Raw genomic sequence first — 20,862 nt, 5'->3', positions numbered from 1 at the left:
AGTCAATTATTTAAAACCCATGGCTTGCCGGGCGACCCATTGCTTGATCAGGCCGCTGCGCTCAAACCCATTCATGCCCCAGTTCCGAGCCGACTGCCACAGGCCGCCGTGCTGCGAAAACAACTGCTGCAGGCCGTCCATCGCGGCCCCCATCGTCAATGTTTCTGCCTTGCGCGAGCGCTCGTAACGCCGTAGCAGCTTCTCATCGTTCACGCCTCGCCAATACGCCCGTTCGTGCAGCGCGGTTGCCAGGGTGGCCACGTCCGCCAGCCCCAAGTTCAGGCCTTGACCCGCCAGGGGATGCACGTTGTGCGCCGCATCACCGGCCAGCGCCCATGCCTTGCCTTCATGCAGACCGGCCCAGCGGGCAGCCTGCGCCATCTGCAGCGGCCAGGCGCGACGTTTACTGCTCAGCGTGAGTTGTCCAAGGCAACCCTCGCTTGCCGCCTGCAGCTTCTGGCAAAACGCCTCGGGGCTGTCGTCCAGCAGCGCTTGCGCACGGCCCTCTTCTACTGACCACACAACGGCCACGGAGTTCCCCTGGGCGCCCCCCATCGGCAAAAAAGCCAGGATTTCGCCCTGATGAAACCATTGGCGGGCGACTTGGCCATGGGGCAACTCACAGTCCAGACGCACAGCAATTGCGTGCTGGTGGTAGGGCGTGACATCAAAGTCAATGCCAAATTCCGCACGGGTGCTGCTGGTCTTGCCCTCGCAAATGACGGTCAGGGTGGCGGCCCGGGGGGTCTCCAACAGTTCGATCTGGGGCTGAAAGCGCACCGCCTCGGCCAGTTGGGCTTCGAGCACCGGCACGTCCACAATCCAGGTCAAACCGGGGACGTGAAGGTCGGAGGCCTTGAAGTTCACCTCGCCCCCGTCATCGCCCTTGACCTGCATGGCCAGCACCTCGGTGGCATGTTCGGCATCGGGCCAGCAACGCAGGGATTCGAGCAGGCTGCGGGATTTGGCGTTCAAGGCGTAGGCCCGCACGTCGGTGGTGGCTGGCAACTGGCCCTTGGGGGCCAACGCGGTGGGCGACACCAAACCCACACGCAGACGCTCGCGGGCCAGCAACAAAGCCAAGGTGCGACCCACAATGCCGCTGCCGCGGATGCAAATATCTAAGGGTTGAGTCATGCCTGAGATTGTAGGAGGCAGGGCAAAATCCGGGACCATGCCATTGTCTGGAGACCATTCTGTGAACGAAACAACTCTTATACCTGCCGGTGATGTCAGCGCCCGGATCGCCCGGCTGTTTGTGTACCCGGTCAAATCCTGCGCGGGCGTTGAAGTGCAGGAAGCAGTTCTCACGGAAACCGGGCTGGAATGGGACCGTGCGTGGATGCTAGTGGACGCCCATGGCGAATTTGTGACACAACGGGAGTTGCCCCGTCTGGCGCTGGTGCAGCCGCAACTCAACGCACGCGAGCTGGTTCTGCACGCCCCCGGCATGTCAGCCCTGCACCTCGCTTTGGAGGGGGCCCGTCAGCCCGCGATCGTCAAGGTCTGGGGCGACATGGCGTCTGCGTTCGATGTAGGGGATGTGGCTGCGACATGGTTCACGGACTTCCTGGGGTCGAGTGATGGCGGTGTCTCTGGAGCGAACTTGCTGCTTTACCGGCTGGTGCAGTTTGATCCCGGTCACCGGCGTTTGTCCAGTCTGAAGTGGACCCACGGCGTCGAGGCGCTCAACCAGTTCAGCGATGGCTTCCCGCTGCTGGTTGCCAGCGAAGCGTCGATGGACGGCCTGAATGACAAGCTGCGGGCCGCCGGGCACGGGGCGGTGGGGATGGAGCGTTTTCGCCCCAATGTGGTTTTGTCGGGGTTACTGTCGCACGATGAAGACCGGCTGGACTTGATGCACGTGGACACGGGCGGCACGCCGGTGGTGCTGAAGCCTGTCAAGCCGTGCCCGCGTTGTCCTATTCCCAATATCGATCCACAAACTGCCTTGAGCAGCCCGGATGTGGGTGACACCCTGCAGACTTACCGGCAGGATGCCCGGGTGGGCGGTGCCGTGACCTTTGGCATGAATGTCATTGTGCTGAGTGGCGTGGGGGCTGTTTTGCGCGTGGGGCAGGCGCTCTCGGCGGACTTTGATTTTGGGTGAATTTCGGGTAAAAAAACCGCCGAAGAGCGATCGGATGCCCCTTTGTTGAAGTATATGTAACAAAATGATTCATACTAGTTACAATTTAAACCCGTGTTGCCTCTATCCAGGTAAAAGAGCCGCGGCAAATTAATTAAATTTATAAGGACTTGCGCGATGAAATTGAGCAAATTAGTTGGTACGTGGGCAGTTTTCAGTGCCTTGTGTGCAGGTTCCACTGCCGCCTTGGCGGCACCGGTGACTGTCTTTTCTGATGATTTCAGCAGCAACCAGGGCTGGACCTTGGGCACGAACTGGCAAATCGGTTCAACCAGTGTCAGCCCATCAGCGGTTGGTAGCGGTGACCCTGCACTGGATCACACCGCCACCAGTGACAATGGTGTTCTGGGCGCAAACTTGGGTGGCAACATTGGTGCGCCAGATGGGCTGCATGGCTTTTACTATGCCACCAGCAAGGTGTACAACTTGTCTGGCGTGACGGATGTCAATCTGTCGTTTTACCGCTGGTTGAATTCTGACTATGACCCCTACATGACGAGCCAAGTTGAAGTCTTCAATAGCAGTGCGTGGCAGGTGGTTTACACCAACTGCTGTATCGGCGGTTCAGGTTATGTAAATGATTCGAGCTGGAATTTGAACTCTTTCAATGTGTCGTCTGCCGCCGACAACAATGCCAACTTTCAGGTTCGTTTTTCATACGACGTGACGAGCGGTGGTGTCTACACCATTGGTGGCTGGAATGTGGACGACCTTGCTATTACGGGTAACGTGCCTGAGCCTGGTTCACTGGCGTTGTTGGGCTTGGGCTTGGCTGCCCTCGGGATTAGCCGTCGCCGCAAAGCCTAACTGCTGATTTTTGTTCTGAAAGCCCGGCGGTGACCCGCCGGGCTTTTTTGCGTCTTCGTGCATTCAGGCGAACGCCAAACCCGCTCAGCATTCGATCACGCAGGATGCGCCAGTCTGCGGCCGCAGCTCTTTTCAGCAGGGATTCGCTGATCATTACAATTGACATCCATCTTCCAGGGCTAAACGAGGACAAAACTTTGCAGGAATGCGGTGTTTTGCCGGTTTGGTGTTGATCTTTTTTACCCCGTCATGTGGCGCGGGTCCGGCACTTCGACGATGCCCACATGGGGTTCGAAGGTGCAGGTTGGGTATTGATAACTAAGGATTTTTATGAAATGTGGCATCGTGGGCTTGCCCAACGTCGGTAAATCGACTTTGTTCAACGCCCTGACCAAGGCTGGCATTGCGGCCGAAAACTACCCCTTCTGCACCATCGAGCCCAATGTGGGCATCGTCGAAGTGCCTGACGCGCGCCTGGATGCGCTATCAAGCATCGTCAATCCTCAAAAAGTGCAGCGTGCGATTGTGGAGTTTGTGGACATTGCCGGTCTGGTGGCGGGTGCCAGCACGGGCGAAGGCCTGGGCAACAAGTTTTTGGCCCACATTCGTGAAACCGACGCCATCATCAACGTGGTGCGCTGCTTTGAAGACGACAACGTGATTCACGTCGCTGGCAAGGTGGACCCGATTTCTGACATCGAAGTGATCCAGACCGAACTGTGTCTGGCCGACTTGACCGCGGTTGAAAAAGCCCTGCACCGCGTCACCAAGATCGCCCGCTCGGGCGACAAGGAATCCATCAAGCTGGTGGCGATTCTGGAGAAATGCCAGACCGCGCTGAACGAAGCCAAGCCGGTGCGCACCTTGGAGTTCAGCAAGGAAGAGTTGCCGCTGCTCACGCAGTTTTTCTTCATCACCGCCAAGCCCGCCATGTTTGTGGCCAATGTGTCGGAAGACGGCTTTGAGAACAACCCGTTCCTGGATCGCCTGAAAGCGTACGCGGCCAGCCAAAACGCGCCGGTCGTGGCGATTTGCGCCAAGATGGAAGCCGAAATGGCCGACATGGACGACGAGGACAAGAAAATGTTCCTGGCTGAACTGGGCCAGGACGAGCCGGGCCTGAACCGCCTGATCATCGCCGCCTACAAGCTGCTGGGCCTGCAGACTTACTTTACCGCCGGTGTCAAGGAAGTGCGCGCCTGGACCATCCATGTGGGCGACACCGGGCCACAGGCCGCGGGCGTGATTCACACCGATTTCGAGAAGGGCTACATCCGTGCCCAGACCATCGCTTTTGACGACTTCATTGCCTACAAGGGTGAGCAGGGCGCCAAGGATGCGGGCAAGATGCGCGCCGAAGGCAAGGAATACGTCGTCAAGGATGGCGACGTGATGAACTTCTTGTTCAGCTCCTGATTTATAAGAAAAGTGCCTGTAGCGCACGTGTAGTGTGCGAAGGTAGCTATTAATTTAATAGCAAATTTGTCTGGAGTCAGGTGCCAAACATGCCCATGAGGGCGGTTGTCATCAGGGTATAGCGGGCCAGTTTGCCAATGGCCATGTACCACAGGCAGGGCCAAAACGGCAACTTGAGCCAGCCTGCAACGCCACACAACGGGTCACCGATGATGGGGAGCCAGGCCAGCAGGCAGGCCTTGGGACCGATGCGCTCCAACCAGTCCAGCGCCCGGAGGTGATGTTTGGAGTGCTGATAACGATTGACCACCTTGTGGGAGGCCAAGCCCATGGCCCACGTCACCGCGCCGCCCAGGGTGTTGCCGATGGTGGCGATCAGGATGCTTGGCCACAGAAGCTCCGGACTCAGCTTGACCAGCCCGAAAACCACCGGCTCCGAGCCCAGGGGCAGCAAGGTGGCAGAAATAAACGACACCACGAAGACCGTGCTCAGGCCGAACTTGGGCAAAGCGAGCAGTACGAGCAGGTGATCTATCCAGGCGTCCATGGGTGCGTGAGTATAGGCAGGGGCTGGCGTTTCAATTGCTGAAATATTAGGCAGTTAGAATCCATCCTTGGCGATTTCCCGCCACCCCCCTGTCTCTCGAACCCTGGTTGAACGCCGCCTTGTTGATTTGTTCGCATGAACATTGGTCCCTTTACGCTCGCCAATCCTTTCTTTGTCGCCCCCATGGCGGGGGTGACTGATCGGCCGTTTCGCCAGCTTTGCAAGAAGCTGGGCGCGGGCTACGCGGTGAGCGAGATGGTGACGTCCCGGCCTGATTTGTGGAAGACGCTCAAGACCTCGCGCCGCGCCAACCATGAAGGCGAGCCGGGCCCGATTGCCGTGCAGATAGCCGGCACCGAGCCGCAAATGATGAGTGACGCCGCGGCCTACAACATCGACCGGGGCGCGCAGATCATTGACATCAACATGGGTTGCCCGGCCAAGAAGGTGTGCAACAAGTGGGCCGGCTCCGCCCTGATGCAGGACGAAGCGCTGGCGATGTCGATCGTGCAAGCCGTGGTCGCGGCCTGCGCACCGCGGGGGGTGCCGGTCACGCTCAAGATGCGCACCGGCTGGTGCCAGTCGCAAAAAAATGCCGTGGTGCTGGCCCGGGCCGCCGAGAGCGCGGGCGTGCAGATGATCACCGTGCATGGCCGTACCCGGGAGCAGGCTTACACGGGTCACGCCGAGTACGACACCATTGCCGCGGTCAAGGCTGCGGTGCGCGTGCCGGTGGTGGCCAATGGCGATATCGTGTCGCCCGAGAAGGCTCTGCAGGTGCTCGCAGCCACCGGCGCGGATGCCGTGATGATCGGCCGCGCGGCCCAGGGGCGGCCCTGGATTTTTCGGGAGATGGCGCATTTCATGGCCACAGGCACCCATCTGGCGGCGCCGCTGGTGGCCGAGGTCAAGCAGTTGCTGTTGGACCATCTGCAGGATCACTACACGCTGTATGGCGAGTTCAGCGGTGTGCGCACAGCGCGTAAACACATTGGCTGGTACGTCAAGACCTTGCCGGGCGGCGAAGACTTTCGGGCGCGCATGAATTTGATAGAAGACTGCGGCGAGCAGGCCCTGGCCGTGGCTAATTTTTTTGATGAACTGAACGAGCGCATGGACCGGATTCCGGACGTCGTCTCCAGTGACTACACGGGCGAAGAAGAAAAGCAGATGGAGACAGTGCAATGAGCAAAAAACACATCCAGGAATGTGTACGCAGCAGTCTGGAGGGCTACCTCCAGGACCTGGGCGATTCGGATCCTGATGGCATGTACAACATGCTGGTCCATGTCGTGGAAAAACCCCTGCTTGAAGTGGTCATGCAGCACGCGGACAACAACCAGTCCAAAGCTGCCCAATGGCTGGGTTTGAACCGCAACACACTGCGCAAGAAATTGCTTGAACACAAGCTGATCACCTAGCCCTTCTTTCGCCGCTCCCTGGCCCGCGCCGGAGGTGTTGGCCCCCCTTTTTTATTACTGATTGATTCTTTTAAAACTCCATGAACGCACTCTTATCCGTCTCTGACAAAACCGGCATTGTTGAATTTGCACAGGCCCTGCATGCCATGGGCATCAAGCTCATCTCGACTGGCGGCACCGCCAAGCTGCTGGCCGAACAGGGCCTGCCCGTCACGGAAGTGGCTGAAGTCACCGGCTTTCCCGAAATGCTGGACGGGCGCGTCAAAACCCTGCACCCGCTGGTGCATGGCGGCCTGCTGGCCCGTCGCGATGTGCCCGAGCACATGGCCGCGCTCAGAATGCACCACATCGACACCATCGACCTGCTGGTGGTCAACCTGTACCCGTTTGAGGCCACGGTCGCCAAACCCGGTTGCACGCTGGAAGACGCGATTGAAAACATCGACATTGGCGGCCCCGCCATGGTGCGCAGCGCCGCCAAGAACTGGAAAGACGTGGGCGTGTTGACCGACGCCTCACAGTACCCGCAGGTGCTGGCCGAGCTCAAGGCCGATGGCCAGATCAGTCTCAAGACCAAATTTGCCCTGTCCGTGGCCGCGTTCAACCGCATCAGCCAGTACGACGGCGCCATCAGCGACTATTTGTCGTCCATCAATTTTGAAGAAGGGGCCAGTACACCGTCGCGCCAGTTGTTCCCGGCGCAATCGAATGGTCAATTCATCAAGCTGCAAGACTTGCGTTATGGCGAAAACCCGCACCAGCAAGCGGCTTTCTACCGCGACGTGAACCCCGCCGCGGGCTCGCTCGTCACCGCGCAGCAACTCCAGGGCAAGGAACTGAGCTTCAACAACATTGCCGATGCCGACGCAGCGTGGGAATGCGTCAAGAGCTTTGACGCCAGCAAGGAGGCTGCCTGTGTCATCGTCAAGCACGCCAACCCGTGCGGTGTGGCCGTGGGTGCTGATGCGCTGGCGGCCTACAGCAAGGCGTTCCAGACCGACCCCACCTCCGCGTTTGGCGGCATCATTGCCCTCAACTGCACGCTGGACGAGCGCGCCGCGCTACAAATTGCAAAGCAGTTTGTCGAGGTGCTGATGGCCCCTGATTTCACGCCTGAGGCGCTGGAAGTGTTCAAGACCAAGGTCAACGTGCGCATCCTGAAAATCAGCCTGCCCGCGGATGGCAGCCAGGGTCGCAACGCCATGGACATCAAGCGCATCAGCTCTGGCTTGCTGATGCAAACGGCAGACAACCATGAGCTGACGCTGGCTGACCTGAAAGTGGTCACCAAAAAGCAGCCTACCGCGGAGCAGTTGCAGGACTTGATGTTCGCCTGGAACGTGGCCAAGTACGTCAAGAGCAATGCCATTGTGTTTTGCAAAGACGGCATGACCATGGGCGTTGGTGCCGGTCAAATGAGCCGTTTGGATTCCGCCCGTATTGCCAGCATCAAGGCGCAGCACGCCAACCTGTCACTGGCAGGCACGGCGGTGGCGAGTGACGCCTTCTTCCCGTTCCGTGACGGTCTGGACGTGGTGGTCGACGCAGGCGCGACCTGTGTCATCCAGCCGGGCGGCTCCATGCGCGATCAGGAGGTGATTGACGCGGCCGACGAGCGTGGCGTGGTCATGGTGTACACCGGTGTGCGTCATTTCCGTCATTGAGTTGACCGCACGGTCGTAAAAAAAGCGGCTCATGGCCGCTTTTTTTACATCAAATTAGGCTGTAGCCCTCGTCCTACTTGCGCAAGTAGCTATTATTTTTATAGCAACTTCCTGTCAGTCCATTCAGCGCCAGTGTCCGCGATGGCCACCGCCGTAATAGCCGAAATCCAGGTTGATACCTACCGGTGGGTAATAAGGGCGGGTGGCGTAACGCGGTGGCTGTGCCACATAGACCTGCTCGGTATAGATCTCTTGCACCCCTGCCGTGGGCTGCGCATAGGCTGGCGCCGTGGCTTGGGGCTGGTTCACGCCGACGGGCGTGATCTGCAGCTGGACGTAGGGACCGGGGTCGTTGGGCATTTGCACCGCATACTGCTTGCCAGCGTACTCGTACACCACGTTGTAGCCCGCGTTGCGGTTTTCATAGAAGTTCTGGGTCGCGCAGTTCTGCACGTTTTGCATCTGGGTCGGTCCATTGCCTTCCACCCGGTCACCCAGGATGGCACCACCGAACATACCTAACATGGTTGCCACGGCGCGGCCACCGCCTTGACCCACCGCGTTGCCCAGGGCGCCACCGGCCACCGCCCCCATCACCGCACCGGCGCCTGACCTGGGTGTTTGGCTGAGCACCTGCTGCGTCGTGCAGACCTGGCGTGGCACGCCGACCTGCTGAACCACGGGCGTGGACGAGATGACCCGCCCCATCTCCTGGGCGACACAGGCGCCCGCACCCCATGCCAGCAGGATAGGCAAAACAACAGTCTTCAAGAGGTGGGCAGGGCGAGGTGTTTTCATGAAAACAGTGTAAGACGCGGCTGTCATTTCCCCGTGTCCATGGGGTAAAGAAAGCGTAACGTCCCCGTTACAACCGGATCAGAGCTTTTTAAAGACGTTGCGGGCCACATCAATGGTGGTCGCAATGTCAGCATCGGTATGGGCGGCGCTGACAAAACCGGCCTCGTACAGGGCAGGGGCAATGTACACGCCGCCGTCAAGCAGGCCGTGGAACAGCTGGTTGAAGCGGGTGCTGTCGGTTTTCATGACCTGGGCGTAGTTTTGCGGCAGGGCGTCGAACAGGAAAAACCCGAACATGCCGCCCTCACTGTCACTGCTGAAGGACACGCCCTCGGCCACGGCAGCCGCTTTCAGGCCGTCAGCCAGCGTGCGGGTCTTGTGCGACAGGGCTTCATAAAAACCGGGCTTTTGTATTTCACGCAGAGTCGCCAGTCCGCAGGCCGTGGCCACCGGGTTGCCGCTGAGCGTACCTGCCTGGTACACCGGGCCCATGGGCGCCATGAGTTCCATCACGGCCCGTTTGGCCCCAAAGGCCGCCAGCGGCATGCCGCCGCCAATGACCTTGCCCATCACGGTCATGTCCGGCTCAAAGCCGGGAATGTCACGGGCGTAAACGCTTTGTGCCCCGCCCAGGGCCACCCGGAATCCGGTCATGACTTCGTCAAATATGAGCAGGGCGCCGTATTCCGTGCACAACTCGCGGCAGCGTTTCATGAAGGGCACGGAGGTGCGCACAAAGTTCATGTTGCCGGCAATGGGCTCGATCATCAGACAGGCCAACTCGCGTCCATGCAGGACAAACGCCTCTTCGAGCTGTTCCAGGTTGTTGTATTCGAGTACCAGCGTGTGTTGCACCACCTCGGGCGGGACACCTGCACTGGTGGCATTGCCAAAGGTCGCCAGCCCTGAGCCCGCCTTGACCAGCAGCGCATCGGCGTGGCCGTGGTAGCAGCCTTCAAACTTGATCAGCTTGCTGCGCCCGGTGGCACCGCGCGCCAGCCGGATGGCGCTCATGGCCGCCTCGGTGCCGGAGCTGACCAGTCGAACCATGTCCATGGAAGGCACGAGGCGCAGGATTTCCTCCGCCAGTTCCACTTCGCGCTCGGTGGGGGCGCCGAATGAAAAGCCTTCCAGCACGGCGTCCTGAACGGCTTTGACCACGGCAGGGTGGCCATGGCCCAGAATCATCGGGCCCCAGGAGCCGATGTAGTCGGTGTAGCGCTGGCCATTGGCATCCCAGAAATAGGCGCCCTCGGCGCGCTGGATGAAGCGCGGCGTGCCGCCAACGGCCTTGAAAGCCCGAACCGGGGAGTTGACGCCGCCGGGGATCACCCGCTTGGCGCGTTCAAACAAGGTCTGGTTGTTGTCAGTGTTTTGTGTCATTGGGGTGGAATTCCAAAAGGTCAATAGGGGACAGGGGGTCAGCGGCGTCGCCGGTTTCGACATCGTCTTCAGGCTGCGCCCAAAACAAGCGGTCGGGCACGATGTTGCCCATGCCGGGCCGGAAACCACCTTCCAGGCAACGGTCCAGATAGCTCAGGCCTTCCGTGAACGATTCGGTCAGGTCGGTGCCACTGGCCAGCAAGGCCGCCAGGGCCGCGGACAGCGTGTCGCCAGCGCCTGAAAATACGGCCTCGAAGCGCTCGAACTTCTCGCTTGCCAACACGGTTTGCGCGCTGGCCAGGACGTTGTCGATGAATTGGTCCGGCAAGGGCATGCCTGTGACCAGTGTGTAGGGGACGCCATATTCCTGCGCCGCCCGCGCAATGTCCCGGGCGCCGGGGCTGCGCTCGGTGCTCCAGTCCGGCAGCAGCCAGCGCCACAAGGTACTGTGGTTTCCTATCAACACCGTGGTTTGGGGCAGTATCAATTCCTTGAAAGCATCCAGGTACAGGTCAATCTGTACTTCATCCCACCAGGACAGGTCGGGCATGTAGGCCACCAGGGGGACGTCGGCGTAGTCGGTGGCAATGCCGGCCACGGCACTCAGGTTTTCCGGAGAGCCGACAAACCCGACCTTGATCACCTGAACCTGCACATCCTCCAGTACGGCGCGGGCCTGCTCTGTGACGGCCTCGTCATCAAGACAGAAGTGCTCAAAGATCTGGGCTGTGTCGCGGGCGTAAGTGCCGGTCAGAATGGGCAGGGCATGCGCGCCTACCGAGGCGATGGCGGTGACATCTGCCGAAAGTCCCCCCGCGCCGCTGGGGTCGTTGGCGTTGAACACCAGGACACAGGCGGGTTGTGATGTTTGTAGTTCTTCTTCGTCTTTTGGGGGGGGTGTGGGTGCTTGCATGGGCGGGCCTGTGTTCTTATTCAGGCAGAATATCGCAGGTTGTGACGAGCAGCGTGTAAATCGCGCCTGTTGTCATTGTTCAATGATTGCATTCTATTTGAAGGCCCCGCAAGCTGTGATCGAATCTAAAACGTGGATGTGTCTGATCTGTGGCTGGATATATGACGAAGAGGCGGGGGATCCCGAGCACGATGTAGCCCCAGGAACACCCTGGAGCGCAGTGCCAATCAACTGGACCTGTCCAGAATGCGGTGCCCGCAAAGAAGATTTTGAAATGGTGCAGATTTAAGTTCTGACGCCCCGGATGTTGGCCATTCCTTTTTTTAATCGTCAGTTCAGGAGCATTGCCTTGTGAATACGACTGGATCGACTCTCAAAATCATGGTGATTGATGACAGCAACACCATTCGTCGCAGTGCCGAGATTTTCCTCAAGCAAGGCGGTCATGAAGTCGTCCTTGCCGAGGACGGCTTTGACGCGCTGGCCAAGGTCAACGATTGCCAGCCGCATCTCATTTTTTGCGACATCCTGATGCCCCGCCTGGATGGCTACCAGACTTGCGCCATCATCAAGCGCAACGCCAGGTTCTCTGGCGTGCCCGTCGTCATGTTGTCGTCCAAAGACGGCGTTTTCGACAAAGCGCGTGGCCGGATGGTCGGCGCGCAGGATTATTTAACAAAACCGTTCACAAAAGACCAGTTGTTGCAGGCTGTTCGGCAGTTTGGCACAGCGTCGCAAGAGGTAATTTGATGGCTATTCATAATGTGTTGATCGTGGACGACTCGAAGACCGAGTTGATGTTCATGACGAATCTGTTGCAAAAAAATGGCATGACGGTGCGAACTGCCGAAGGGGCTGATGAGGCTTTTCGCCGGTTGTCCGAAGAAAAGCCGGATTTGATCCTCATGGATGTGGTCATGCCCGGTCAGAACGGTTTTCAGTTGACCCGCTCCATCAGCCGCTCGCCAGAGTATGCGGGCATTCCGATCATCATGTGCACCAGCAAAAATCTGGAGACCGACCGGGTGTGGGGCATGCGCCAAGGCGCCCGCGACTACATCACCAAGCCGGTCGATGCGTCCGAGCTGATGCTCAAGATCAAGGCCTTGGGCTGACATCCGCACGATCGCATGGCAAATCGCGAAGCTCTTCGAGAACTCCAGACCCGACTGGCCAGCCGACTGAAGGTGGCGCACTCCGAGGGGGTGTCGCCCTCATGGCTGGCGGTCAGGGCGGGCGAGGCCAGTTACCTTTTTCCGCTGGCGCAATCGGGTGAGATATTCTCGCTCGCGCCGATTCAGGCAGTGCCCTACTGCCATCCCTGGTTCATGGGCGTGGTCAACCTTCGTGGTGGTCTGTATGGCGTGGTTGATCTGGCGAGTTTCGCCAGCGATCGCCTGTCACGCGTGCGGACCGAGCAGTCCTTGTCCGAGTCCAACCTCATTACTTTCAATGGCGCTCTGGAATTGAACTGCGCTTTGATGGTGGATGGCCTGGCCGGTCTGCGCAAACGTGAGGCGTTTTCTGAAGCTGTTGCCCCCCCCGCCGGGTCGCCGAGTTATTTTGGACTCCGGTTCACCGATCTCAGCGGAAAGTTCTGGCAGGAAGTCAACCTGCAGTCCTTGTCCCAACTCCCCGAATTTCTCGGCATTAGCGCGTAAGTTTCTATCTAAGGTTTCGTCATGTCCGTCGTCGATCAACTGAAAAATCTGTTTGCAAAAAAAGCGCCTGATGCCGAGCCGGAGTCGCGTTTGAGTCTCGGGATGCCTGACGCATCGCTGGACATGAGCGCAACCCAGCAAATGCTGCTGGATTCCGAGGCGGCCTTGCGGCAAAAGACCGACGGCGGCCATGTTGACATGATCGCCTTGCCCGTGCTGGGCAAGAAGACGGTGGTTCAGCATCAACGAATCCTGTCCGTTCTGTTGGGCCTGTCGCTGGTCTTGCTGGCTGGCGTCACCTTGTTCGCCTTGAGTCAGGGGGACAAAGCGGCACAGCAGATTGAGGCAACCGGCAATGCGCTGATGCAGTCGCAACGCCTGGCAAAAACGGTCTCTCAAGCCTTGGTGGGCAATGCGCAGGCATTTCCGGATGTGTCTGAAAGCGCGGGCGTGATGACCAAGTCGGTCCACGGATTGCAAGTCGGCGACGAAAAAATGGCACTGTCCCCCTTGAAGGCTGACTACCAGCCGCAGCTGGACAAGATCATGCCTTTGGTTGAACGCGCTGAAAAGAATGCTGCGACGGTGATGTCGCAGCAAAAGATCTTGACCCAGGTGGGTGCCGCGCTTCGTTTGATCAACCGGCAGTCGTCAGACCTGCTGGCCATTGCCGAGACCGTGACGTCTCTCAAACTGCAGCAAAACGCGCCCGCCACGGAGATATCGGCTTCCGGCCAGTTGGTGATGTTGACGCAGCGTATTGGCAAGTCGTCCAACGAGTTTTTGACCATCGAAGGCGTCAGCCCCGAGGCCATTTTTCTGCTTGGAAAAGACCTGAATTCCTTCAAGGAGATTTCACAAGGCTTGCTGGACGGCAGCGCCGAGTTGCGTCTGAACGCATCCAAAGACCCGCAGACACGCGAGCAGTTGGCTGCCTTGATCAAGGTGTTTGAGGAAACGCGCACGCAGGCCGGTGCAATTTTGGGTAACTTGCAGGGGCTGGTTTCAGCACGTGAGGCACAAGTCTCCATCCTGGCTGACAGCGACCCGCTGCGGAAAAACCTGGAGGAGTTGCAGGGGCAGCTGTCCTCCAGCAGCGGACTGGGCGTCCCCACCTTGTTGACACTGCTGGGTGCCGCCCTGTTTGCGCTGGTTTGTGCGGGCGGGCTGTCCTACGTGCAGCTTCTGGACAGTCGCAAGCGTCAGGTTTCGGCCGAGACCCAGCGGATGGATGCCAAACGACTTGAGCAGGACGCCAAACGGGTGAACGACGCCAACCAGGCGGCCATTTTGCGGTTGATGAATGAGTTGCAGACCGTCGCCGAGGGCGATTTGACACAGGAAGCAACCGTGACGGAAGACATCACGGGCGCCATTGCTGATTCGGTGAACTATACGGTTGAAGAGTTGCGCTCCCTGGTGGGCAGCGTGCAAAGCACAGCCGCCCGCGTGGCGCAAACCACATCAGAAGTGGACGCCACATCGACCGAATTGTTGGCCGCCTCCAATGAGCAGTTGCATGAAATTCGTGAAACGGGCCGCTCTGTCGTGGAAATGGCATCACGCATCAATGAGGTATCGGTGCAGGCGCAGGAGTCGGCAACGGTTGCCCGCAAGTCACTGGAAGTGGCGAAGGTGGGGCTGGACGCCGTGCAAAACGCGATTGGCGGCATGAATTCGATTCGGGATCAGATTCAGGAAACCTCCAAGCGAATCAAGCGTTTGGGCGAGTCGTCCCAGGAAATTGGTGAAATCACCGAGTTGATCTCCGACATTACCGAACAAACCAACGTGCTGGCTTTGAACGCCGCCATTCAGGCTGCGTCGGCAGGGGACGCTGGACGAGGCTTCTCTGTGGTGGCGGAAGAGGTGCAGCGTCTGGCTGAGCGCTCCGCCGATGCGACTCGCCAGATTTCTGCACTGGTCAAGGCGATTCAAACCGATACGCAGGATGCCGTAGGCGCTATGGAGCGTTCAACCCAAGGGGTTGTCGAGGGGGCCAAGCTGTCTGACAATGCGGGCACAGCCCTGACCGAGATTGACCAGGTGTCGCGACGACTGGCCGATCTGATTGAGCAGATTTCGAGTTCGACCTCCAGGGAGGCCGGTTTGGCCAATGTGGTGGCTGACAATATTCAGCACATTTTTGCGGTGACCGAGCAGACCGGTGAAGGCACTCGTTCCACCGCTGCACAGGTTCGTGAGCTCTCGAAAATGGCTGAGGAATTGCGTCAGTCTGTTGCCCGGTTCAAGATTGTCTGATCCCGGTCCGTCTGTATTTGCTACCCCCAGGAGTGCACGAACCCATGCAATCGAACGCTGCCCTGACTGGCGACCTTGAAACACAGAGCAATGACCTTGGCCCCTTGGCATGGGTGCTTGATGAGTTGCGAAAATCGTTGGAAGGCTCGACCAAAACCCTGCGCCGCTTCGTGCGTGATGCGGAGTTGGCACGTGGTTCTGACCTTGCCGAACTGGATGCCAGTCATTTGCGTATTGCCCGTCAGCAATTGCACCAGGCCGTGGGCGCACTTGAGATGGTGGGTATGCCTGCGCCCGCCAAGGTCCTGCGTGCAATGGAGGCTTTGGCACAAAAATTTGTGCAGCGTCCTGAGCTGTGCAGTGACGACGCCGCCAACAAGGTCGAGCGGGCCAGCTTTGCATTGACGGAATATCTGGAGGGCGTCCTGAAAGGAAAGAAGGCGTCGTCCGTTGCCCTGTTTCCTCAATACCGTGACGTCTTGGAGCTGGTGGGTGATGACCGTGTACACCCGGCCGATCTGTGGCCCTTGAATTGGCGCTGGATTGATATGCCGCTGCCCCGTGAAGAGGCGGCGCACACCTACGATTCAGCCGTCCGGGCGCGACTCGATGGGCTGGTTCTAAAGGTCGTCAAATCGGGTGATGTGGATGCTGCGAAGGCGATGTGCGGCATCAGCCTGGGTTTTGCGGCGGCGCAAAGCACGCTCGAACCCCGGGTTTTCTGGAAAATATGCGCCGCTTATTTTGAAGCCGCATCACAAGGCCTTTGTCCTAGCGATGTGTACGGCAAACGGGCTGCTTCCCGCATTCTTCTGCAGTACAGAACATTGGCTCGCGGTGAACCGGAAATCTCCGATCGTTTGGTGCAAGACTTGCTGTTTTTTTGCGCGCAGGCTGTACCCGCGCGCGCCAGTGATGCGCCCGTGTTGGCTGCGGTGCGGGCGGCCTACGGCCTGACCCAGAACAAACCGTTTGACTACGAGACACCCCAGTTCGGACGGTTCGACCCGGCCTTGCTGGTACAGGCCCGCAAGCGCATTGCCGCGGCGACCGAAACCTGGTCCGCCCTGGCCGGTGGAGATACCAACCGGTTGAAAGTGGCTACGGACCAGTTTGCGCAGGTGACCGATCTGGTGACGAAGCTGCATCCCGAAAGTGCTGCTTTGGCGCAAGCCTTGACCCAGGCGATTGAGGCCACCGCACGCTCTGGCGCGGCGCCAGCACCTGCGCTGGCCATGGAGGTGGCTACCGCCGTGCTGTACCTGGAGGCGGCCTATGAAGACCTTGACCCCACCAATTCCCAGATGGCCGAACGCAGTGCCAACCTGGCCCGGCGGCTTGCGCATGTCAATGCTGGCGAGCAGCCTGAGCCATTGGAGGGCTGGATGGAGGAGCTCTACCGCAGGGTCAGTGACCGCCAGACCATGGGCAGCGTCGTTGACGAACTGCGCACGACACTGGGTGGGATTGAGAAGTCGCTTGACACGTTCTTTCGCAATCCCCAGGACAAACTTCCTTTGCACGAAGTGCCCAGCCAATTGGCTCAAATGCGAGGGGTTTTTTCAGTATTAGGCCTTGATCAGGCTGCGTTGGCGTCGTTGCGCATGCGCAGCAGCGTTGAGAATTTCCTGGTGGACCGGGCTGATGTGGATGCCGTTGGCAGCGTTGTTTTCGAGAAGCTGGGGAATAGCCTGGGAGCGCTCGGGTTTTTGATCGACATGTTGAGTTACCAGCGCGAGTTGGCGAAAAAACTGTTTGTCTATGACGAAGAACGGGGGGAGTTCAAACCCGTCATGGGCCGCGAGAAGGCGGCTGAGGTCATGGTGGAGTCCGTGATTCCGGTGGCGGCCTTGTCCGAGCCAGAACCTCAGACTGTCGCGCATGTTGAGGCCGTCATCGAACCGGCTCATGAGTCGGTGGTTGAGCCCGAGGCAGAGGTCGTGCCGGAGCCTGTTGCGCTCGTAGACGCTCCAGACGATGATGAGATTGAATTGAAGGATATTTTCCTGGAAGAGGCGCGAGAAGTCGTGCAGACTGGCATCGTCGCCATTCGCGATTTGGCCCAGGATCCAACGGATTTAGGTCACCAGACGACTTTGCGACGGTCCTTTCACACGCTCAAAGGCAGCGCGCGCATGGTGGGCCTCAACGAGTTTGGCGAAGCCGCCTGGTCGATGGAGCAACTGCTCAATGCCCGTTTGGCCGAGCAAAAGTCGGCCAGCGATGAAATGATTGCGCTGTCAGGCAAGGCCATGCATGGGTTCGGCCGTTGGGTTGAGGACATCGCCGCAGGCGTGGACGACCAGTGGCACGCACCGGCGTTCCGTCAGGCGGCCGATGCACTGCGCCTGTACGACGAATTGGTGGACATCGTTTTTCCTGGTGAAGAGCCGCATATCCCGTCTGCGGAGGATTCAAAACATCTCGATTTTGTTGCGACGCTGATGCCTGAATTTGTCGCCACCCAAATGGTGGACTTTGGCGAGACCCAGACGATTGACGACTCCCGCTGGATGATCAATGACGAGGTCATCCTGCCGTTTGAAGAGTCATCGCACACGCAATCACTGGATCTGGATGACTTCAATTTTGGCGATTTGCCTGAAGCACCCCAGATCTCCGTCAGGGCGGCGCTCGCACCAGAAGAGCTTGTAACCCTGCCATCCGAGATTGCAGAAGTCGTCAGCGTAGCCGCTGAAATACAGCCCGAACGTGTGACCGGACCGGAGACTGATTTTGACCTTGACCTTGACCTTGACCTTGATCAGGGGGAGCCAATGTCCGTTCTGGCTGAGCTTGATATCCCGGCGATGCGTGATATCGCGATGGACACCGAGGCGCAAGAGTCTGTCAAGGTCATTGGCAGCTTGCACATTGACATTCCGCTTTACAACGTTTACCTGAATGAGGCCGATGAATGGTCGCGCCGCCTGCTCACGGAGCTCAATGAATGGGCGCTGGAGTTGCACGAGCCTGTTTCGGACACGGCGGTAGGACTGGCGCATTCCTTGTCGGGCAGTTCCGCGACGGTCGGGTTCAGTGCCTTGTCGGACATATCGCGTGCCTTGGAGCAGGCTCTGCTGCATGTGCAGTTGCACGCGCAGGGTATGCCCGAACATGCCCATATTTTTATTGCTGCGGCAGAAGACATTCGGCGCCTGTTGCACCAATTCGCGGCCGGTTTTCTCAAGCACCCGGACCAGAAGCTGCTGGACGCCCTCAAAGCGATCCTGGAGATTGAATTCCCCTCCATGTCTGGCGCTGTGACGATGCCACGAAGCCTGGAGCAGTGGCTGGAAGCCGCCGATCTGGATGTGCCTGCGGAGACTGATTTCGCACAAAGCCTGGATTTTGATTTGGGTGCGGCCAGCGAAGCGGTCACGGAATCACCGGCGTTTGACCTCAGCTATAAGGCGCCACTCTTTGAGTCGAGTCCCGCGGCTTCGCTGGTGGACAACGAGGACGATGATTTCGATGTGCTGGATGCACTGGACGTCGATCTTTTCCCCATATTTGAGGAAGAGGCACTGGAATTGTTGCCCCAGTTGGGTGGTGCGCTGCGTCAATGGTCGGCGCGGCCCGACAACCTGGGGGCCCGCAGCGAGGTGTTGCGGCTGCTGCACACGCTCAAAGGCAGCGCACGGCTGGCCGGAGCCATGCGCCTGGGAGAGATGACCCACCGGATGGAGTCCTCGATCGAGGACATGGGCATTGAATCCCTGACTGCCGCGCAGTTGGAGCCTTTGCTTTCCCGTTTTGATGCCATTCAAGCCCATTTTGACCATTTGCGCGCGACACCTGAGCAGGCCTTGAGCTTGCCAGAAGCGGGTCATGATGTGCAGGAGGTGCCCGCTGCAGCGCCTGCTGTCAAAGCGGTGCCAGCTATCGTCACGCCAGCGTTGGCTATTCCTGCGCCCGCACAACTGGTGGGCTTGTCCCGTCCTGTTTCCAGCCAGACCGTGCGGGTTCGTTCCCAGTTGCTGGACCGCATGGTGAACCAGGCGGGTGAGGTCATGATCACCCGGTCACGGCTGGCGGCGCGACTTGGGCAGTTGCGCGGGTCTCTGGATGATTTGACGGGCAATCTGGACCGCTTGCGCAACCAGTTGCGTGACATTGAGCTGCAGTCCGAGTCCCAGATGCAATCAAGGCTGGCCCAGACCAAGGACTCTGTACAGGGGTTTGACCCTCTTGAATTTGACCGTTTCACACGGGTGCAGGAACTCACCCGGATGATGGCTGAATCGGTGCACGACGTGGCCACGGTGCAGCGCAACCTGCAGCGCACCGTTGAAGGGACCGAGGATGACCTGATTGCCCAGGCCCGACTGGCCCGCGAGTTGCAGCGCGATTTGCTACGCACCCGCATGGTCGAGTTTGAAGGTATTGCCGAGCGCCTTTATGGTGTCGTTCGTCAGGCCGCCAAGGACGCTGGCAAGCAGGTCAGGCTGGACATCGTGGGCGGCTCCCTGGACATGGACCGGGGTGTGCTGGAGCGTATGTCGCCCGCGTTTGAACACCTTTTGCGCAATGCGGTGGCCCACGGTATCGAAGATCCTGCCGTGCGGGTTGACGGGGGCAAGCCCGCCGTGGGCACCATCACCATCAATCTTCACCAGCAAAGCAACGATGTGACGGTCGAATTTAGCGACGATGGTGCAGGTCTTGACCCCAAGCGGGTGCGGGAAAAAGCACTGGCTCAAGGACTGATCGCAGCAGACCAGGTGTTGTCCGATGCCGAGGTGGTCAACCTGATTTTCACACCTGGTTTTTCAACGGCATCACAAGTGACGGAGCTTGCCGGACGTGGCATCGGACTGGATGTTGTGCGTTCCGAGATCAATGCGCTGGGCGGCCGAATTGAAACGTCCAGCACCAAGGGCGAAGGAACCCAATTCAAGCTCGTCCTGCCGCTGACCACCGCCGTCACCCAGGTCGTGATGCTGCGCATGGGCGAGTTGGTCGTGGGCGTTCCGTCCAACCTGGTTGAGATGGTGCGCCGGGTGTCGGCTGCCGAGTTGGCGCGCTCTTATGAGGCGAGTGTCTTCGAGTTCAATGGTGAGAAGGTGCCATTTTTCTGGGCGGGTGCCTTGTTGCAGGCGTCGGCCAGGAGCAATGAGACCACGGCCAAAACACTGGCGATCGCGGTTTTCCGGAGTGCGGGCCAACGCGTGGCCATGCACGTGGATGAGGTCCTGGGCAACCAGGAGGTGGTGGTTAAAAACCTGGGTCCCCAGTTGTCACGCTTGCCCGCCCTGGCCGGTATGTCCGTGCTGGCATCGGGTGCCGTGGTCCTGATCTACAACCCGGTGGCGTTGGCCACGGTGTACGGGGAGCAGGCGCGCGACATCCGGCGCCTGGCCGATCAGGCCGAAGATCTGTCGGCTCAGCTGGTGCCCGCCGCCAACACTGCAGCGGGCCGGGTGCCACTGGTGCTGGTGGTGGATGACTCCATCACGGTTCGGCGTGTCACGCAGCGTCTCTTGAAACGCGAAGGGTTCCGCGTGGCGCTGGCCTCGGACGGCTTGCAGGCGCTGGAGCGTTTGAAAGAAGAAATTCCTGCGGTGGTGTTGTCCGACATCGAAATGCCGCGCATGGATGGCTTTGATCTTGCGCGCAACATTCGGGCGGATGAGCAACTGCGTGACCTCCCCATCATCATGATCACCTCGCGGATTGCAGAGAAACACCGCGAGCATGCGCGGGCGTTGGGGGTGGATCATTACCTGGGCAAGCCGTACTCCGAAGACGAACTGATTGGCTTGGTGCGGCAATACTGTGCGGCGCGGGTTGAGGCCTGAATACAGGTCTAGCCCACGCAGATCCTTCATAGCTTGCTAT

Annotated in this window: 16 protein-coding genes and 1 pseudogene; 12 read left to right on the top strand and 5 right to left on the bottom strand. The window is 59.3% G+C overall.

What is annotated here, in order from left to right; all coding sequences use genetic code 11:
• Positions 1-6 precede the first annotated feature (6 nt).
• Positions 7-1,137, bottom strand: coding sequence for an FAD-dependent monooxygenase (locus AC097N_RS08300; RefSeq protein ID WP_479580431.1), 1,131 nt, complete (start codon positions 1,135-1,137; stop codon positions 7-9).
• Positions 1,138-1,198: 61 nt separating this feature from the next.
• Between AC097N_RS08300 and AC097N_RS08295 the strand changes: the two genes are divergently transcribed.
• The 3 genes and pseudogenes from AC097N_RS08295 (at position 1,199) to ychF (ending at position 4,372) form a co-directional block, all read left to right on the top strand.
• On the top strand, positions 1,199-2,110 hold the full coding sequence (locus tag AC097N_RS08295) for an MOSC domain-containing protein (RefSeq protein WP_479580430.1): 912 nt from the start codon (positions 1,199-1,201) through the stop codon (positions 2,108-2,110).
• Between the two features lie 759 nt (positions 2,111-2,869).
• Positions 2,870-2,956: pseudogene (locus AC097N_RS08290) on the top strand (PEP-CTERM sorting domain-containing protein); the annotation flags it as partial.
• 324 nt (positions 2,957-3,280) lie between these two features.
• Positions 3,281-4,372 (top strand): redox-regulated ATPase YchF, encoded by a 1,092-nt coding sequence (gene ychF / locus AC097N_RS08285; protein WP_479580633.1) that lies wholly within the window; start codon positions 3,281-3,283, stop codon positions 4,370-4,372.
• 76 nt (positions 4,373-4,448) lie between these two features.
• Here ychF and AC097N_RS08280 read toward each other — a convergent pair whose 3' ends face one another.
• The gene (locus tag AC097N_RS08280; protein ID WP_479580429.1) at positions 4,449-4,919 is read right to left on the bottom strand and encodes a YqaA family protein; all 471 of its coding nucleotides are present in this window, start codon (positions 4,917-4,919) and stop codon (positions 4,449-4,451) included.
• A 135-nt stretch (positions 4,920-5,054) separates the two neighbouring features.
• On the opposite strand from AC097N_RS08280, the gene dusB reads away from it, so the two are divergent.
• The 3 genes from dusB (at position 5,055) to purH (ending at position 8,004) form a co-directional block, all read left to right on the top strand.
• Complete coding sequence (gene dusB / locus AC097N_RS08275; protein WP_479580428.1) at positions 5,055-6,107, top strand: tRNA dihydrouridine synthase DusB; 1,053 nt, start codon at positions 5,055-5,057, stop codon at positions 6,105-6,107.
• Positions 6,104-6,340 carry a helix-turn-helix domain-containing protein gene (locus AC097N_RS08270; protein WP_479580427.1) on the top strand — a complete coding sequence of 79 codons (237 nt, stop codon included), beginning with the start codon at positions 6,104-6,106 and terminating at the stop codon, positions 6,338-6,340. The genes dusB and AC097N_RS08270 overlap by 4 nt, the downstream gene beginning before the upstream one ends.
• A gap of 80 nt (positions 6,341-6,420) precedes the next feature.
• Positions 6,421-8,004: a bifunctional phosphoribosylaminoimidazolecarboxamide formyltransferase/IMP cyclohydrolase gene (gene purH, locus AC097N_RS08265; protein ID WP_479580426.1), complete on the top strand. Its 1,584-nt coding sequence runs from the start codon at positions 6,421-6,423 to the stop codon at positions 8,002-8,004.
• Between the two features lie 123 nt (positions 8,005-8,127).
• On the opposite strand, the gene AC097N_RS08260 is transcribed toward purH, so the two are convergent.
• From AC097N_RS08260 to thiD, 3 genes are all read right to left on the bottom strand, one after another.
• Entirely contained in the window at positions 8,128-8,802 is a 675-nt protein-coding gene (locus tag AC097N_RS08260) for a glycine zipper 2TM domain-containing protein (protein ID WP_479580425.1), read from the bottom strand.
• A gap of 78 nt (positions 8,803-8,880) precedes the next feature.
• Positions 8,881-10,185 carry a glutamate-1-semialdehyde 2,1-aminomutase gene (gene hemL, locus AC097N_RS08255; RefSeq protein WP_479580424.1) on the bottom strand — a complete coding sequence of 435 codons (1,305 nt, stop codon included), beginning with the start codon at positions 10,183-10,185 and terminating at the stop codon, positions 8,881-8,883.
• Positions 10,169-11,098 carry a bifunctional hydroxymethylpyrimidine kinase/phosphomethylpyrimidine kinase gene (thiD, locus tag AC097N_RS08250; protein ID WP_479580423.1) on the bottom strand — a complete coding sequence of 310 codons (930 nt, stop codon included), beginning with the start codon at positions 11,096-11,098 and terminating at the stop codon, positions 10,169-10,171. Before thiD ends, hemL begins: the two co-directional genes overlap by 17 nt.
• Before the next feature lie 82 nt (positions 11,099-11,180).
• Here thiD and AC097N_RS08245 point away from each other — a divergent pair, with 82 nt between their 5' ends.
• The 6 genes from AC097N_RS08245 (at position 11,181) to AC097N_RS08220 (ending at position 20,822) form a co-directional block, all read left to right on the top strand.
• The gene (locus AC097N_RS08245) at positions 11,181-11,387 is read left to right on the top strand and encodes a rubredoxin (RefSeq protein WP_479580422.1); all 207 of its coding nucleotides are present in this window, start codon (positions 11,181-11,183) and stop codon (positions 11,385-11,387) included.
• A 92-nt stretch (positions 11,388-11,479) separates the two neighbouring features.
• Positions 11,480-11,848 carry a response regulator gene (locus AC097N_RS08240; protein WP_479580632.1) on the top strand — a complete coding sequence of 123 codons (369 nt, stop codon included), beginning with the start codon at positions 11,480-11,482 and terminating at the stop codon, positions 11,846-11,848.
• Positions 11,848-12,213: a response regulator gene (locus AC097N_RS08235; protein ID WP_479580421.1), complete on the top strand. Its 366-nt coding sequence runs from the start codon at positions 11,848-11,850 to the stop codon at positions 12,211-12,213. The genes AC097N_RS08240 and AC097N_RS08235 overlap by 1 nt, the downstream gene beginning before the upstream one ends.
• 15 nt (positions 12,214-12,228) lie before the next feature.
• Positions 12,229-12,759: a chemotaxis protein CheW gene (locus AC097N_RS08230; RefSeq protein WP_479580420.1), complete on the top strand. Its 531-nt coding sequence runs from the start codon at positions 12,229-12,231 to the stop codon at positions 12,757-12,759.
• A gap of 21 nt (positions 12,760-12,780) precedes the next feature.
• Positions 12,781-15,021, top strand: coding sequence for a methyl-accepting chemotaxis protein (locus tag AC097N_RS08225; RefSeq protein WP_479580419.1), 2,241 nt, complete (start codon positions 12,781-12,783; stop codon positions 15,019-15,021).
• 44 nt (positions 15,022-15,065) lie between these two features.
• Complete coding sequence (locus AC097N_RS08220; protein WP_479580418.1) at positions 15,066-20,822, top strand: hybrid sensor histidine kinase/response regulator; 5,757 nt, start codon at positions 15,066-15,068, stop codon at positions 20,820-20,822.
• Positions 20,823-20,862 lie beyond the last annotated feature (40 nt).

It is taken from the genome of Rhodoferax sp. LS1R11, from assembly GCF_056521395.1.
This window is presented reverse-complemented; position numbering and strand designations above follow the sequence as displayed.